Source organism: Paenibacillus sp. FSL K6-2441 (assembly GCF_037964765.1).
Lineage (GTDB): Bacteria > Bacillota > Bacilli > Paenibacillales > Paenibacillaceae > Fontibacillus > Fontibacillus phoenicis.
This window is the reverse complement of sequence record NZ_CP150174.1, coordinates 3,158,217-3,170,596: the sequence shown is the minus strand read 5'-3', so window position 1 is coordinate 3,170,596 and position 12,380 is coordinate 3,158,217. Positions and strand designations below refer to the sequence as shown.

The window sequence follows — 12,380 nt, the reverse complement described above, 5'->3', positions numbered from 1 at the left end:
GTGAGTCGGCGGTCAGCCTTTTTTTACAGGCATGATGCTGCGATTCATTTGGAACAGCCTCATCACGGGAATCCGCTTCATGACCTCTGTTCCCACGGCGCTTCCCATTGAGCCCAGCAGCACGCTGGCGGTCGCCAGCTTGATCAGGTAGTACAACCCGATTTCCGGTGATCAGATCCAGAATAATGAAATTACGAATCGTTGTTGATGCCCGGATCGACACAAAAATAAAGGGTTGTTGTATTCGCTCAGCCATCGTTCTCCCCATTCCTCTCCATCATCGCTGTTCAACAACGATATGGGGTGCAGAGATTGGACTATTCGCAAAAAAAAGAAACCCCGAACTTGATCTGGTCGGGGTTTCTTGGCGTTTCGTTTTGGCTTAGTGCCGGTGTCCGGTTAGTCGAGCCGATACGGCTTTAGATCCAGCGGCAACGCTGCCGGCGGGGTGCAAGTGCTCTGCATTTCATAGTAGCTTCCCGCATCGGAAGCATCGTGGAAGCCCCACATGGCCTCAAGCACATGGTAGGCAAGCTCGCCGGTGGCGCGGTGCGGACGCCCGTGCAGTAAAGCGCTGGCCATATCGGCCGGGCCGATGCCGCGGCTGTTCTCGGCGTAGCCGGGCAGGAGCGGCACCTCGGTCCAGGCTTCCTCGCCGATCCGGCGGAGCTTCACCGGGCCGCCAAAGGAGTTAGGATCGGGAACGAGCAAGGTGCCTTCCGTCCCGTGGATTTCGATCGGCGGTAACGTACTGCCGCCAAAAATATCAAAGCTGGTCGTGAGCGTAGCAATAGCGCCTTGCGCAAACTCCAGCGTGCCCGTGACATGGGTCGGGACTTCGACCTGAATCTTTTGCCCGTACTTTTTCTCGCTGGTGATTGTGCGCTGCTCCAGCGCTTTGCCGGTCATACCGGCGATCCGCTTAATAGGACCCAGCAGCTGGATGAGTGCGGTCAAATAGTAGGGGCCCATATCAAACATCGGGCCGCCGCCTTTGGCGTAATAAAATTCCGGGTCCGGATGCCAAAACTCATGGCCGCGGCTCATCATAAACGCCGCTGCCGAGACCGGCCGGCCGATCGCCCCGTCCTGGATGAGCTTCAGTGCCGTTTGGATTCCGGCACCAAAGAACGTTTCCGGCGCGCTGCCAACCATCAGCTCGCGCTCGCGGGCCGCTGCGAGAACGGCCAAGCCTTCCTCGCGGGTCACAGCCAGCGGCTTCTCCACGTATACATGTTTGCCGGCTTCCAGCGCTTTCAGGCAAACCTCGGCATGGGCCGCCGGAATCGTCAGATTTATCACGATCTGGATGTCAGGATCCTGCAGCAGCTCGTCGACCGTGCAAGCACGGGGGACGTTATATTGCTTGGCCTGCTCCTGCGCCCGGTTCAGGTCGAGATCGGCGCAGGCTACGAGTTCGAGCGCCTCGAACTTTGCGCAATTTTCCATGTAGATACCGCTGATTTTGCCGCAGCCGATAATTCCTACTTTGATTTTGTCCATTATTGGCTGTCCCCCATGCCCGTATAATTGCTGTGACTCAGCGCATTTTCACCTAGAGACTCGACGGCAAGCCGTTTGCCTTCCGCCGCCCACAGCATCCCGCGGGTCATCATTTCCTTCACCGGAGGCAGGTCGACGATGTCGGCGTGATGTCCCAGCGAGTTATAGTACACTCGTCCAACCCCCCAGCGTTTGGTCCAGACAACCGGCATATCCACCGGCTTATTCAGGCGATGAGGCCCGTCAACGACCGGGAAGCGGGTGGTGGCCAGCACTTCAACGGCAGGATCGACATGCAGGTAATACTGCTCCGTTTTGACGTAAAAGTCTTCGATCCCCTCCACCAGCGGGCTGGAATTGGCGATAATCTCTACCTTGTACTCGACTCCGTCATTACCCGGATGGGCCACCCATTGTCCGCCGGTCATAAATTGCCAATCGACATTGTTGCGGAACGAATCACACATCCCTCCGTGGCAGCCAGCCAATCCGGTTCCGGCCTGTACCGCCGCGGATACGTTATTAACCAACTCTTGAGCGATCGTTCCCATCGTCCACACCGGGACAATCAGATCAAGACCCAGGAGCTTTTCTGCATCGGCAAAAGCCTCCAGCGTATCGGAGACCTCCACCTCAAAGGCGTGCTCTCGCAAAACGCCAGCGAAGATGCCAGCAACCTGCTCCGGCTCATGTCCGTCCCAGCCGCCCCAGACGATTAATGCTTTTTTCATTTCTCGATTCCTTCTCTCCTGATAAATTGTTTAAAAAGCTAACGGACACCAGAGACGTTATCGACTTACGCTTGTACATCTGCGAATTCTAACGGACTGAGGAGACCTTATTTCGGGAAAAAGCAGCTGAACGTTCGCCACAATCGCTCCATAAGGTCATTGGAGTCCGTTACAGCGGGAAATAGCCGGGAAATAGACGAATAAGGTCGCTGTGGTCCGTTAGGCCGCTGGATGGGGAACACCGGATGTGGGATGCCGGATGGGGACCGATTCCGCAGGTCACCCCGCGGAACGGGTCGCATTCCGTGGACCCCAGCAGAATGTGCCGCATTCCGCAATACCCGCGGACCCACCTGCAATCCGGCGCGGCCTAAACGGCCACACCCCCATGACCCGGTGCCTATCACATTTCGGAAATGCCGACCCAGCGCCGCTCCGCAATCGAGCGTTCCACCGCTTCCAGCACGGCCTGGCATTGAACGCCTTCACGGAAGCTCGGCACAGGCCCACGGCCTTCGCGAATGGCCGAAGTCAGCTCCAGCACCTCGTGCGTAAACGTATGCTCGAACCCGATCGTGTGCCCCGGCGGCCACCAAGCTTCGGCATAAGCGTGGGCCGGATCGGTGGCAAGTACGCGCCGGAAGCCCTGGACATCGGCGTCGTCGGAGGTGAAGTACACCTCAAGCTCATTCATCCGCTCGAAGTCGAATTTCACGCTGCCCAGGCTGCCGTTGATTTCAAAAGCATTGGTCGAGCGGTGGCCGGCGGCAAACCGCGTTGCCTCAAAGCTGCCTAGCGCGCCGTTGGTGAACCGGGCCAGGAACAGCGTGGCGTCATCGACCGTGACCGGCCCCTTCGGCGCATCTGCGCTGCTTTTGGCGCTAAGGCCGGTCATATTCTCAGCGAGCGGCCGTTCCTTGATAAACGTCTCGCTCATGCCGATCACTTCCTGGATGTCTCCAACCAGATAGTGGGCCAGATCGATCAGATGGGCCCCTAGATCTCCATGCGCCCCCGATCCAGCAATGTCCTTCTGCAGCCGCCAAACCAGCGGGAAGGACGGGTCCATGACCCAATCCTGCAGGAACCAGGCCCGGAAATGGTAGATCCGGCCAAGCCGGCCGCTCTGTACCAGCTCCTTAGCCAACCGGACAGCCGGCGAGAAGCGGTAGTTGAAGCCAACCATATGAGCGACGCCGGCAGCTTCGGCCGCAGCAAGCATCTCCCGGGCATCCTGCAATGTAAGCGCTAACGGTTTCTCGCAAAAAATATGCTTTCCCGCCTGAGCTGCCGCAAGTGCGATTTCCTTATGGGCGTCGCTGGGGGCATTGATGTCGATCAGGTCGATATCGTCTCTGGCGACGAGCGCTCGCCAATCCGTGGTCGTTTCGCGCCAGCCCAGACGATTGGCCGCCTCTTGCACCGCTTCTTCGTTACGGCCGCATAATACAGCCATCTCCGGCTTTAAAGCGTCGGGGAAAAACATCGGCAGCGCCCGATAGGCGTTGCTGTGGGCTTTGCCCATAAACTTGTAACCGATCATTCCAACTCGCAGCGGGTTCATCGAATTCCTCCGTTTCGCGGGTGTAGTCAAAAGTTTTTTTAAATTTTACTTTTTCAACCCCATTATAATTAGATTTCCTTGCGATCTCTCGCCAGTTTATGCGTATGTATGGACAAAATATGCGTTTTCCCATTCTCTGCAGGTACCCGTTCAGCTATCGGGATGGGCGCAGGCTGGAAGGGACAGTGCCCCGCAGCTCCTTAAACACGCGGTTAAACGTACGAATGCTGCTGAAGCCGCACTCCAGAGCGATTTCCATAATACTGAGATCGCTGGTCAGCAGCTGATGTTCGGCGCTTAGGACGCGAACCGTGTTGAGATAAGTTTTGAAATTCATGCCGATGGCGGCTTTGAAGGAACGGCTGAAATGGGAGGGCTCCATGGAAAAACGTTTCGCCATCACCTTCACGTTTAATTCCTCCCGGTAATGGTCCTCGATATAGGACAAAATTTGCTGCATCCGCGCCCGGCGGGACTCGTACTTCTCCTTGGTGGTACGGTCCATCGGCAGCGTGTCCACCGCCCTTTGCAGACTGCCGCACAGCTTTAAGATGCCGGCTTTCAGCAGCAGGGGATAGCCAGGTTTCTTTTCGTCTTTTTCCCGAATTAGCTCGTCCAGGATCGTTTTCACTGTTTCGAGCCCCGGAGTACCTGCCGGAATAAAAGGTGAGGCGAAGCGAAAGTCGGACGGCCAGCTTTTTGTCATCGTGATCCACTCCGGTTTGCAGATCAGAATGATAATTTCCGACTCCAACTCTCGGCTGTCAAAATAGTGGATATCGTTGCTGCCGCAGATAACCATGTCGCCTTGCCGAAGCAGGCGGATTTCTTCATTAACCCCAATCCGGATGGTGCCGGAGAGGACATAAATAAACTCGATTTCAGCATGGAAATGAGGATAAAACGTAATGTTCGTGCTCTGGTAGATATCCATCGGAAGCTCGGGATCCAATTTCCAATTTTGATAGAACGATTTCACTTTTAGATCCCTCCGTGTCGTTAAAATCACATTCCCTCCTAAATGTACTGCATTTTGGCGGGAGATTCCTCTTTTTTGTTTCAAGAATAGATGGAAGAGCTTGGACATAGGATGAAATTGGGAGAATTCAAAAAATGGAAATGAAGGTGGCAATATGAATGATCGATGGGTCAAAATATTTCAAATTGCCGTTACCTACATCGGTACGGTGGTCGGCGCCGGTTTTGCTTCGGGACAATCGATTATGCAATTTTTTACCCTTTATGGCTCGGTTGGCGCCGCAGGGATTATCATTTCGACGTTGCTCTTCATGTGGTTGGGGACGAAAATGATGATCTATGCCCATCGAATACAAGCATTTTCTTACCAGGAATTTAATGATCATCTGTTTGGCCGCCTGTTCGGCAAGGTTGCCAACTTCCTGACCCTGCTGATCCTGCTGGGGGTTACCGCCGTAATGCTATCCGGTACCGGTTCGATCTTTGCCGAGCAGCTTCAGCTGCCTTATCAACTCGGGATCATCGTGAGTATCGTCTTGAGCTATCTGGTGATGACAAAGGGGATGAACGGTATCGTGGTTGTGAATGTGCTGGTTGTGCCGATGATTCTTCTATTTACGAGCTTGATTGCGTTCCGCGCGATTGAGCCGGAAGGTCTGTTCGGGATCAACGGCTTCCAGCTGCAACAACTGGAAAGTTACAAGTGGGTGCTGAGCCCATTTGTGTATGCTGCCCTCAACTTTGCTTTTATCCAGGCTGTGTTGATTCCGCTGGGGAGCGAGGTTCAGGAGGAGAGTACATTAAAATGGGGCGGCTTTTGGGGTGGTATCGGGCTTGGCTCTATGCTGTTGATTTACCATATTGCTTTGAATTCCCGGATGCCTGAAATGCTTAGTTACGAGATTCCGATGGCGGTCATCGTCCGCGACCTCGGCCCGTTTCTGCATGTGCTGTTTCTGTTAGTGCTCTATGGCGAGATATTTACGACCCTGATCGGCAATGTCTTTGGCGTCACGCGACAGCTGCAAAGCCTCTATCAGGTGCCCAAAAACATGACCATGCTGATCATCTTAGTTGCTTGCTTTGTGATTAGCCAGGCTGGTTTTGCTTCCTTATTAACATACCTGTACCCCATGTTTGGATATATTGGGATGCTGCTGCTTATTTTATTGGCGTTCCGGCGGTTGCCTCTTCGTTAAGCTTCCTGTTTCCATGTGCTGCTGAAAATATCACGGAACCGATTTCCCGGCTCGTTTATACTTAGGAAAATCGACTATTTCCCGAGCAATAAAGCTGGTATTTAGCGATTCGCAACCTGTAGTTGACAGATTGCCAACTTCGCTTGGTCGATCGGTGACGGAGGAGCAGCTATGATGGAGGCGGGGTGATGAAGAATATGGATTTTGCAGATAAGCTGCAGAACTATCGGAGACAAAAAGGAATGTCCCAGGAAAAACTGGCGGAAGCGATCGGCGTATCACGCCAAGCGGTTTCGAAGTGGGAGTCGGGTCAGTCATACCCGGAAACGGATAAACTGATCGCATTATGCGAATTGTTTGAGGTTAGCATGGATCATTTGGTCCGGGGAGTGCCAACGGAAAAAAGGGAGCTTCCTCCGGAATCAAATGGATCGGCGATGTTCCGCTATCGATATCACTATGAATATAAAAGTGAAAGAACCTGGTTTGGCGTACCGCTTCTGCACATCAATGTGGGGCGCGGGATGTACGTGGCCAAAGGGATCATCGCGATCGGCAATATTTCCATCGGCGCTGTCTCCCTGGGGCTCATTGCGCTTGGCGGTTTAAGTCTGGGTGTGTTGGCGGCGGGGGTGATAAGTCTGGCTGCGATTGCCTTAGCCTTGATTCTGGCGTTGGGCGGCTTTGCGGCCGGTTTCATCGCAGCTGGAGGGGCCGCTGTTGGTGTGTTGGCTTTTGGCGGATTCGCCGTGGGCGTGTATTCCTTTGGCGGCCTAGCGATCGCATCGAGGATTGCCGTCGGAGGTTATGCCAGCGGGCACATCGCCATTGGTGATGCTGTACGCGGAACTTATTCAATGGCGATCCCAGACGGCGAATTTACCCACGTTCAGGCCGAACAGGTGAGGGCTTTGATCAACCAGGAATACCCAAAGATGTGGAAACCGCTGACAGAATGGATCGTTTCATTATTCCATTGATAGGATAAGTAGATGAGCCGGACATTTCCCTAGATATTAGGGAGGGTCCGGCTCGATTGATGTTCGCCCTAGCTTTCAGTTGGGACTAAGATATCCCAGTCTTTAAACACAGGCTGCAGTCCGTTTTGATAGAGCATTTCCCGGATTTCGGCTACGCTACGCTCATCGGATATTTGAAACTGCGGGGTGCCTCCGCCTTGGGAATGGCCCCCAACTGCCGTGGATACGCCGGCTGACATCTTGGTAACGCCAAGGTGAACCAGCCTGTCGCGTAATCGGGCAGGCTCCCGGCTGGATAAGGTGATCCCGGCCCGCGGCAGAAAGAGACGGTAGACGAGCATCACCTGTACCAAAGCCCGATCGGTCACCTGGGCATCCGGTTCGTAATCTCCGAGAAAAGGGCGGAAGCGCGGAATCGATAAGCTGATCTCACAACCTGGATACTTGGTTTGCAAATAATCCGCGTGCATGGCGGCAAAGAAGGCTTCCTGTCTCCAATCGTACAAGCCAAGTAATGCCCCGATATTCACGGCCCGGTAACCTGCAGCACATCCGCGTTCCGGGGCATCCAGCCGATTTCGATAATTGCGCTTGGGGCCTTTGATATGGAGCTTGGCATAGGTTTCCCGGTGGTAGACCTCTTGGAATACCGTCAGGCTGTCTACGCCTGCCGCAGCTAGCTCCTGATATTCGGAGACAGACAGCGGGTTCACCTCAATGCCGATGGATGAAAAATAATTGCGCAGCACCTTCACGCAGTCTCTTAAGTATTCGACCGGGGAATCTTTGCGGGATTCACCGGTTAACAGCAGGATATGACGGATCCCGGTTGCCGCAATCGCTTCAGCTTCCCGTTCGACCTCTTGCATGTCTAATTTTTTTCGCGGAAAATCATAGATCGAACTAAAGCTGCAATACTCACAGTGGTTCACACAATAATCGGACACATACATCGGGGTAAACAATTGGATTACGTTCCCGAACTGGCTTTGGGTGATCTGCTGTGCCCGTTGGGCCATCTCCTCCAAATGTCGATCAGCCGCTGGTGACAGCAAGGCTAGCAGATCCTCCGCATCAAGCTTAGGCTTGCTAAGCGCCCGCCTTACATCTGCATCGCTGTAACCTTGAAGCCGCTGTGGAAAGGGGAAGCCTTCCCAGGATTGGATTTTGTCATAGAAGCTCATCCCTTAGGCCTCCACTTCATCCAGAAATCCGGTTAGCGGGGAAGAGGCTACCGCGTTTTGCTCCACCGGTCCCAGCCCGGCCAAATGAGCTAGTCTGCCGGCCACTACGGCTGCGCGGAACGCTTCGGCCATCCCCAGCGGATCACGGGCGGTCGCAATCGCTGTGTTCAAGAGGACCGCCGCCGCTCCCATTTCCATCGCTTCCGCCGCCTCAGACGGCTTACCGATGCCGGCGTCAACGATCACCGGCAGGCCTGCTTCCTCGATCAGGATCTGAATCAGTTCCTTCGTCCGCAGACCGCGGTTACTGCCAATCGGTGAACCGAGCGGCATGACGGCAGCGGCTCCTGCATCCCTTAGCCGGAGAGCAGCCGACAAATCCGGGCTCATATAAGGAAGGACAACGAACCCTTCTGCGGCCAATACCTCGGTTGCTTTAATGGTTTCCACGTTGTCTGGCAGCAAATAACGTTGATCCTGGATGACCTCCAGTTTAATCCAATTGCCCATATCCGCCGCTCTGGCCAGCCTTGCGATGCGGATTGCTTCTTCTGCGTTGCGGGCACCGGAAGTGTTCGGCAGCAGCGTCATATGTGGAGGAATATGATGCAGCAGATTTTCCTCCTCCCAATCGGGATTCACTCTTCTTAAAGCGACAGTGATGACTTCTGCTCCTGAACGTTCGATCACTTCGGGAATTAAGGTGTTGCGGTTATATTTGCCAGTACCGATAAAGAGACGGCTGGACAACGCCTTGCCGCCTATATGGAATAAGTCCTGCATAGGATCAACCTCCCCCAACAAAATGGACTAGCTCAATACGATCCCCATCCGATAACGGGGTCACGTCATAGTCTTCCTTTCGTACAACTGTACCGTTTAGTTCAACCAACAGCTTTCGGTCCTTCCATGGGGGCTCTGCTAATAAATCGGCCAGTGTGACACAGCTTTCGTTGATCGTCGTCTCTTTCCCATTCAGACGAACCTGCACGTGGTTCACCTCCTTTCCAGCCAAGCTGCTTGCATCGCCTTGCGGTAAGCTTGGGCTTCTTCTGCCGGGTCCGGTGCATGAAACAACCTTGTCATGACGGCAATCCCTTGAGCGCCGCAGCGGATGATCTCTCCCGCTTGATCCGGTCGGATGCCTCCAATGGCGATCATCGGAACCGGGCAAGCCTTCGCCGTAGCAGTTAATGCCGCCAGCCCTCTGCCGGGAAGTCCGGGTTTGCTGGAGGTATCGTACACATGTCCGAACAGGCAATAATCCGCTCCATCTACGGCGGCCTGCACTGTTTCTTCCACCGAATGAACCGACCTGCCCAAGCGCATCCCGCTGGCTAACGGACGAGCGGAGTCCACCGGAAGACTATGGCCGGCTAAGTGGACATTCACTGCCCGCGCGGCCAAGGCCACGTCCAGCCGATCGTTCACGACAATTTTGTTCAGCGGAATGCCTGATTCGAACATTTGTTGAATGATCTCCAGCTGACCTTTCGCGGTGAGCTGCTTATCCCGCACATGAATGTAATCCAAGTAGGGAAGGGCCTTGAGGGATACCCTGAGCAGTTCGGATACGTGGATGGGAGAGATGGAGATCAGATGCAGTTCGGGTGCGGTTAGCGTTAATTTTTGGCTCGTCATATTCATCCCCTCTCAGGTTAGAAATCCAATGCAAAAAAGCCCCCTCCGTAAGGAGGGGGCTAAGTTCAGCAACAGAATGTATAAGCCTAAATAGACCTATTTTCCGGTTCATGTATGCTTTACTCTCCACTTCCCTACGCAGGTCTTAACCCGTTCAGGTTCAAAGGGTCCGAATCTTTCGATTCATCTCAGCCTTGCGGCTCCCCTAGTGTCGATCGATTTAGAATTGTCATGTTTACTATACACGGGGATCCAGATAATTACAACCGTTGAATTGGATTGGTGTTAAGCTGCCTGCTTTAAGCCGTTTCCAAGAAGTTTTCATGAAAATGTCACGATTTATCGCAAAAATAGCCGTTTTGTGATGTTTAATTAAATTGAAGCGAATTAAAAACATCCTCTATAATACGGTCGGAGCTTGATTGGGGAGTGATGAGATTGAAATGGACGATTGGTTTACGCAATCTCAAGACAGGGCTAGCCATCTGTTTGTGTGTGATCGTTGCAGCGTTATTGCGCCTGGAGTATCCTTTTTACGCCGCGATCGCAACGATCATTTCCATGGAAAATTCGGTCACCAACTCATTTACGGCCGGGAAACATCGGACGATGGGGACGTTTGTTGGGGCGATCGTGGGTGCAGGTTTCGCCATGATTGAGCCTGGGAACGCGGTGTATTGCGCGTTAGGCGTCATCGTCGTGATCTATGTCTGCAATTTGCTGAAATGGAATAAGTCGATATCCATCGGGTGTATCGTTTTTTTAGCCATTATGTTAAATCTTCAGCCGGGTGAAAGTCCGATTTTTTATGGGATTAACCGGATCACGGACACACTGGTTGGTATTGCTGTTGCTGTGATCGTCAATTTGGTCGTCTTCCCCCCTAAGCATGAGGCCGATTTGGAAAAGGCGCGGAAAGCCGTCGCTAAGCGGATGGCCGATTTATTCGGGCAGATCACGACGTGCCGGGAAGTCGTCGATTTGGAGAGTTTTCGTGCGGAGCTAAGTTGCCTGGAGAAATATTATCAGCTTTGCAAAGAGGAATTCCATCTGACTCGAGATCTCAGCGAATCGATGGAGCACATCGGCAAAGAAATTGAATCCTATCGCCATATCTATGAGCATTTGGTGATTTTGCAGCAGCTGCTTGCCGAGCATCGACTGTTGCTGGTCGAGGCCGATCATGAACGGAGCGACTCAGCAGAGGTAGGAAACCGTAGTGAAGAGCAGCAGTACAAGATCGAAACCGTCTATGAGTACCACGCGGATTGGATATACGCTGAGCTGCAGAAGCTGGGATTACCGCTTCCGATTAAGGAGCGGGGTCGTTTCCAGACGAAAGCGGAGCTTAAAATATCGTAACGTGGGTATGGTGCCTACGATTTTCTAACGAACAGGTAGAAAGGGGATGTCCCAAGAGCCGTTAAAGGCTTCTGGGGCATCCCTGCTTTTTTAAGCAAAATAGTGTCCTGATGGCACCAAGAAAACCGAAATGGGCATCAGCCTCTTCCGGTGTGATGCTGACCACAGGCACGTTTAATTGCCGCCCGATGACAGCAGCGATTTCGCGAAGCTGAATGCCTTCGTCGCCGGCACCAAGCAACCGTGAACCCGCTGGGGCGGACTCTACATCCGCTAGTATGAAAAAGAAGGGTTGCTGGATGAGATTGATGAAAATCAAAGGCTTTTAGTGGATCAGAGCCCTCTTCCAGCCATAGCTCATATACCAAGAGATTCGCGGGAAAAAGATATTTAGTAAAGCAAGAAGGACAAATAAAAATAAAAAGACTCCCATTACTAACCTTAAAACACAATACGTTAAGTATCGGAAATTGTTTCAAGGATTGTTTTTATACAGTAAAAAAGGAGTGCACTAGCAGTTTTTGGCCTGTTAGAATCTAAAGGAGAAGAAAAGAAGGAGTCCTACGATGATGACGAGAGTGGTCCAAAAGCCGCCTTTTGCTAAAGCGTCCCAATCTCCGATTTCAGCACGATTCATCGAATCCGCAAAATTGATGAAAGGCTTACGTTGATACTCTTTAAACTTTTCTTTCTCTTGTTTCTCCCACATATTCACTGTAATCCCTCCCTATGGGTTACCCTTTAACATTAGTATACTTGGAACCGCGTTGAAGAGCATTCATTTTTTTAAATTGAGTTTAGGAGCCGATCTCTATGAACAAACTCCCCCCAAATAAATCAACGAAGTCTTCTCTTCAAGAAGTTGAGAATTTCCTTATTCAAACCTACTCAGCCAAGAAGATCCCCGTTTCGAACTTTGAGGAACTTAGAAACGACGCTCAGGTTAAATTTGATCGGATTGTGGCTTGCTTTGAAGTGGATCATCCGGAAGTTCTTAAGAGCATCTTTAATGAAGATGAGAAAAAAATGCACGAAGACTTCATTCATGAGCATAGGAATACGTCATTTGCTACTCCATGGCAGAAGATAAATGCGGGGCAGCTCCTTAGGATCGTATTAGAAAGCGAGGACGGGGTCAGTTTTAGTAACTTCACCGTTCAGGGGTTGTGCATGAGGTTGGTTAATGATCTTTCAGCCTTAAAAACGCAATAAAAAAATCGCGGCCATAAGACCGCGAT

General features: G+C 52.4%; 15 protein-coding genes, 1 pseudogene and 1 riboswitch. Of the genes and pseudogenes, 5 read left to right on the top strand and 11 right to left on the bottom strand.

Going from position 1 to position 12,380, the window contains the following annotated elements:
* Positions 1-12: 12 nt before the first annotated feature.
* The 3 genes from NSQ80_RS14585 to NSQ80_RS14575 form a co-directional block, all read right to left on the bottom strand.
* Positions 13-156, bottom strand: coding sequence for a hypothetical protein (locus NSQ80_RS14585; RefSeq protein WP_009224164.1), 144 nt, complete (start codon positions 154-156; stop codon positions 13-15).
* 243 nt (positions 157-399) lie between these two features.
* Entirely contained in the window at positions 400-1,503 is a 1,104-nt protein-coding gene (locus NSQ80_RS14580; RefSeq protein ID WP_009224163.1) for a Gfo/Idh/MocA family oxidoreductase, read from the bottom strand.
* The gene (locus NSQ80_RS14575) at positions 1,503-2,234 is read right to left on the bottom strand and encodes a ThuA domain-containing protein (RefSeq protein WP_009224162.1); all 732 of its coding nucleotides are present in this window, start codon (positions 2,232-2,234) and stop codon (positions 1,503-1,505) included. Before NSQ80_RS14575 ends, NSQ80_RS14580 begins: the two co-directional genes overlap by 1 nt.
* A gap of 245 nt (positions 2,235-2,479) precedes the next feature.
* Between NSQ80_RS14575 and NSQ80_RS14570 the strand changes: the two genes are divergently transcribed.
* Positions 2,480-2,608: a hypothetical protein gene (locus NSQ80_RS14570; RefSeq protein ID WP_260071459.1), complete on the top strand. Its 129-nt coding sequence runs from the start codon at positions 2,480-2,482 to the stop codon at positions 2,606-2,608.
* 29 nt (positions 2,609-2,637) lie between these two features.
* Here the strand turns inward: NSQ80_RS14570 and NSQ80_RS14565 are convergent, their stop codons facing one another.
* The gene (locus NSQ80_RS14565) at positions 2,638-3,798 is read right to left on the bottom strand and encodes a Gfo/Idh/MocA family oxidoreductase (protein WP_009224161.1); all 1,161 of its coding nucleotides are present in this window, start codon (positions 3,796-3,798) and stop codon (positions 2,638-2,640) included.
* Between the two features lie 154 nt (positions 3,799-3,952).
* On the bottom strand, positions 3,953-4,777 hold the full coding sequence (locus tag NSQ80_RS14560) for an AraC family transcriptional regulator (RefSeq protein WP_260071458.1): 825 nt from the start codon (positions 4,775-4,777) through the stop codon (positions 3,953-3,955).
* A 154-nt stretch (positions 4,778-4,931) separates the two neighbouring features.
* Here NSQ80_RS14560 and NSQ80_RS14555 point away from each other — a divergent pair, with 154 nt between their 5' ends.
* Positions 4,932-5,975 (top strand): membrane protein, encoded by a 1,044-nt coding sequence (locus tag NSQ80_RS14555; protein ID WP_009224159.1) that lies wholly within the window; start codon positions 4,932-4,934, stop codon positions 5,973-5,975.
* A 188-nt stretch (positions 5,976-6,163) separates the two neighbouring features.
* Positions 6,164-6,955, top strand: a complete 792-nt coding sequence (locus NSQ80_RS14550) for a helix-turn-helix transcriptional regulator (RefSeq protein ID WP_217808293.1) — start codon at positions 6,164-6,166, stop codon at positions 6,953-6,955.
* 68 nt (positions 6,956-7,023) lie between these two features.
* Here the strand turns inward: NSQ80_RS14550 and thiH are convergent, their stop codons facing one another.
* Genes thiH through NSQ80_RS14530 form a run of 4 tightly spaced genes read right to left on the bottom strand, consistent with a single transcriptional unit; the run spans position 7,024 to position 9,780 of the window.
* A complete protein-coding gene (gene thiH, locus NSQ80_RS14545) occupies positions 7,024-8,139 on the bottom strand; it encodes a 2-iminoacetate synthase ThiH (RefSeq protein ID WP_260071457.1) in 1,116 nt (371 codons plus the stop codon).
* Between the two features lie 3 nt (positions 8,140-8,142).
* On the bottom strand, positions 8,143-8,922 hold the full coding sequence (locus NSQ80_RS14540; protein WP_260071456.1) for a thiazole synthase: 780 nt from the start codon (positions 8,920-8,922) through the stop codon (positions 8,143-8,145).
* A gap of 4 nt (positions 8,923-8,926) precedes the next feature.
* Positions 8,927-9,130: a sulfur carrier protein ThiS gene (thiS, locus tag NSQ80_RS14535; RefSeq protein ID WP_016311405.1), complete on the bottom strand. Its 204-nt coding sequence runs from the start codon at positions 9,128-9,130 to the stop codon at positions 8,927-8,929.
* 5 nt (positions 9,131-9,135) lie between these two features.
* Positions 9,136-9,780: a thiamine phosphate synthase gene (locus tag NSQ80_RS14530; RefSeq protein ID WP_009224155.1), complete on the bottom strand. Its 645-nt coding sequence runs from the start codon at positions 9,778-9,780 to the stop codon at positions 9,136-9,138.
* Between the two features lie 114 nt (positions 9,781-9,894).
* Positions 9,895-9,997: riboswitch (TPP riboswitch) on the bottom strand.
* A gap of 221 nt (positions 9,998-10,218) precedes the next feature.
* Between NSQ80_RS14530 and NSQ80_RS14525 the strand changes: the two genes are divergently transcribed.
* Positions 10,219-11,142: an aromatic acid exporter family protein gene (locus NSQ80_RS14525; protein WP_260071455.1), complete on the top strand. Its 924-nt coding sequence runs from the start codon at positions 10,219-10,221 to the stop codon at positions 11,140-11,142.
* Positions 11,143-11,251: 109 nt separating this feature from the next.
* On the opposite strand, the pseudogene NSQ80_RS14520 reads toward NSQ80_RS14525, so the two are convergent.
* A pseudogene (locus NSQ80_RS14520) lies at positions 11,252-11,425 on the bottom strand (3-beta hydroxysteroid dehydrogenase); the annotation flags it as partial.
* Positions 11,426-11,671: 246 nt separating this feature from the next.
* Entirely contained in the window at positions 11,672-11,857 is a 186-nt protein-coding gene (locus tag NSQ80_RS14515) for a hypothetical protein (RefSeq protein WP_009224153.1), read from the bottom strand.
* Between the two features lie 98 nt (positions 11,858-11,955).
* Here NSQ80_RS14515 and NSQ80_RS14510 point away from each other — a divergent pair, with 98 nt between their 5' ends.
* Positions 11,956-12,354: a hypothetical protein gene (locus NSQ80_RS14510; RefSeq protein ID WP_009224152.1), complete on the top strand. Its 399-nt coding sequence runs from the start codon at positions 11,956-11,958 to the stop codon at positions 12,352-12,354.
* Positions 12,355-12,380 lie beyond the last annotated feature (26 nt).

Coding starts and splice junctions, on each gene's coding strand:
- thiH (WP_260071457.1), bottom strand. CDS start 8,139: ATGAGCTTCTATGACAAAATCCAATCCTGGGAAGGCTTCCCCTTTCCA.
- NSQ80_RS14540 (WP_260071456.1), bottom strand. CDS start 8,922: ATGCAGGACTTATTCCATATAGGCGGCAAGGCGTTGTCCAGCCGTCTC.
- NSQ80_RS14510 (WP_009224152.1), top strand. CDS start 11,956: ATGAACAAACTCCCCCCAAATAAATCAACGAAGTCTTCTCTTCAAGAA.
- NSQ80_RS14570 (WP_260071459.1), top strand. CDS start 2,480: ATGTGGGATGCCGGATGGGGACCGATTCCGCAGGTCACCCCGCGGAAC.
- NSQ80_RS14565 (WP_009224161.1), bottom strand. CDS start 3,798: ATGAACCCGCTGCGAGTTGGAATGATCGGTTACAAGTTTATGGGCAAA.
- NSQ80_RS14575 (WP_009224162.1), bottom strand. CDS start 2,234: ATGAAAAAAGCATTAATCGTCTGGGGCGGCTGGGACGGACATGAGCCG.
- NSQ80_RS14580 (WP_009224163.1), bottom strand. CDS start 1,503: ATGGACAAAATCAAAGTAGGAATTATCGGCTGCGGCAAAATCAGCGGT.
- NSQ80_RS14555 (WP_009224159.1), top strand. CDS start 4,932: ATGAATGATCGATGGGTCAAAATATTTCAAATTGCCGTTACCTACATC.
- NSQ80_RS14530 (WP_009224155.1), bottom strand. CDS start 9,780: ATGACGAGCCAAAAATTAACGCTAACCGCACCCGAACTGCATCTGATC.
- NSQ80_RS14550 (WP_217808293.1), top strand. CDS start 6,164: ATGAAGAATATGGATTTTGCAGATAAGCTGCAGAACTATCGGAGACAA.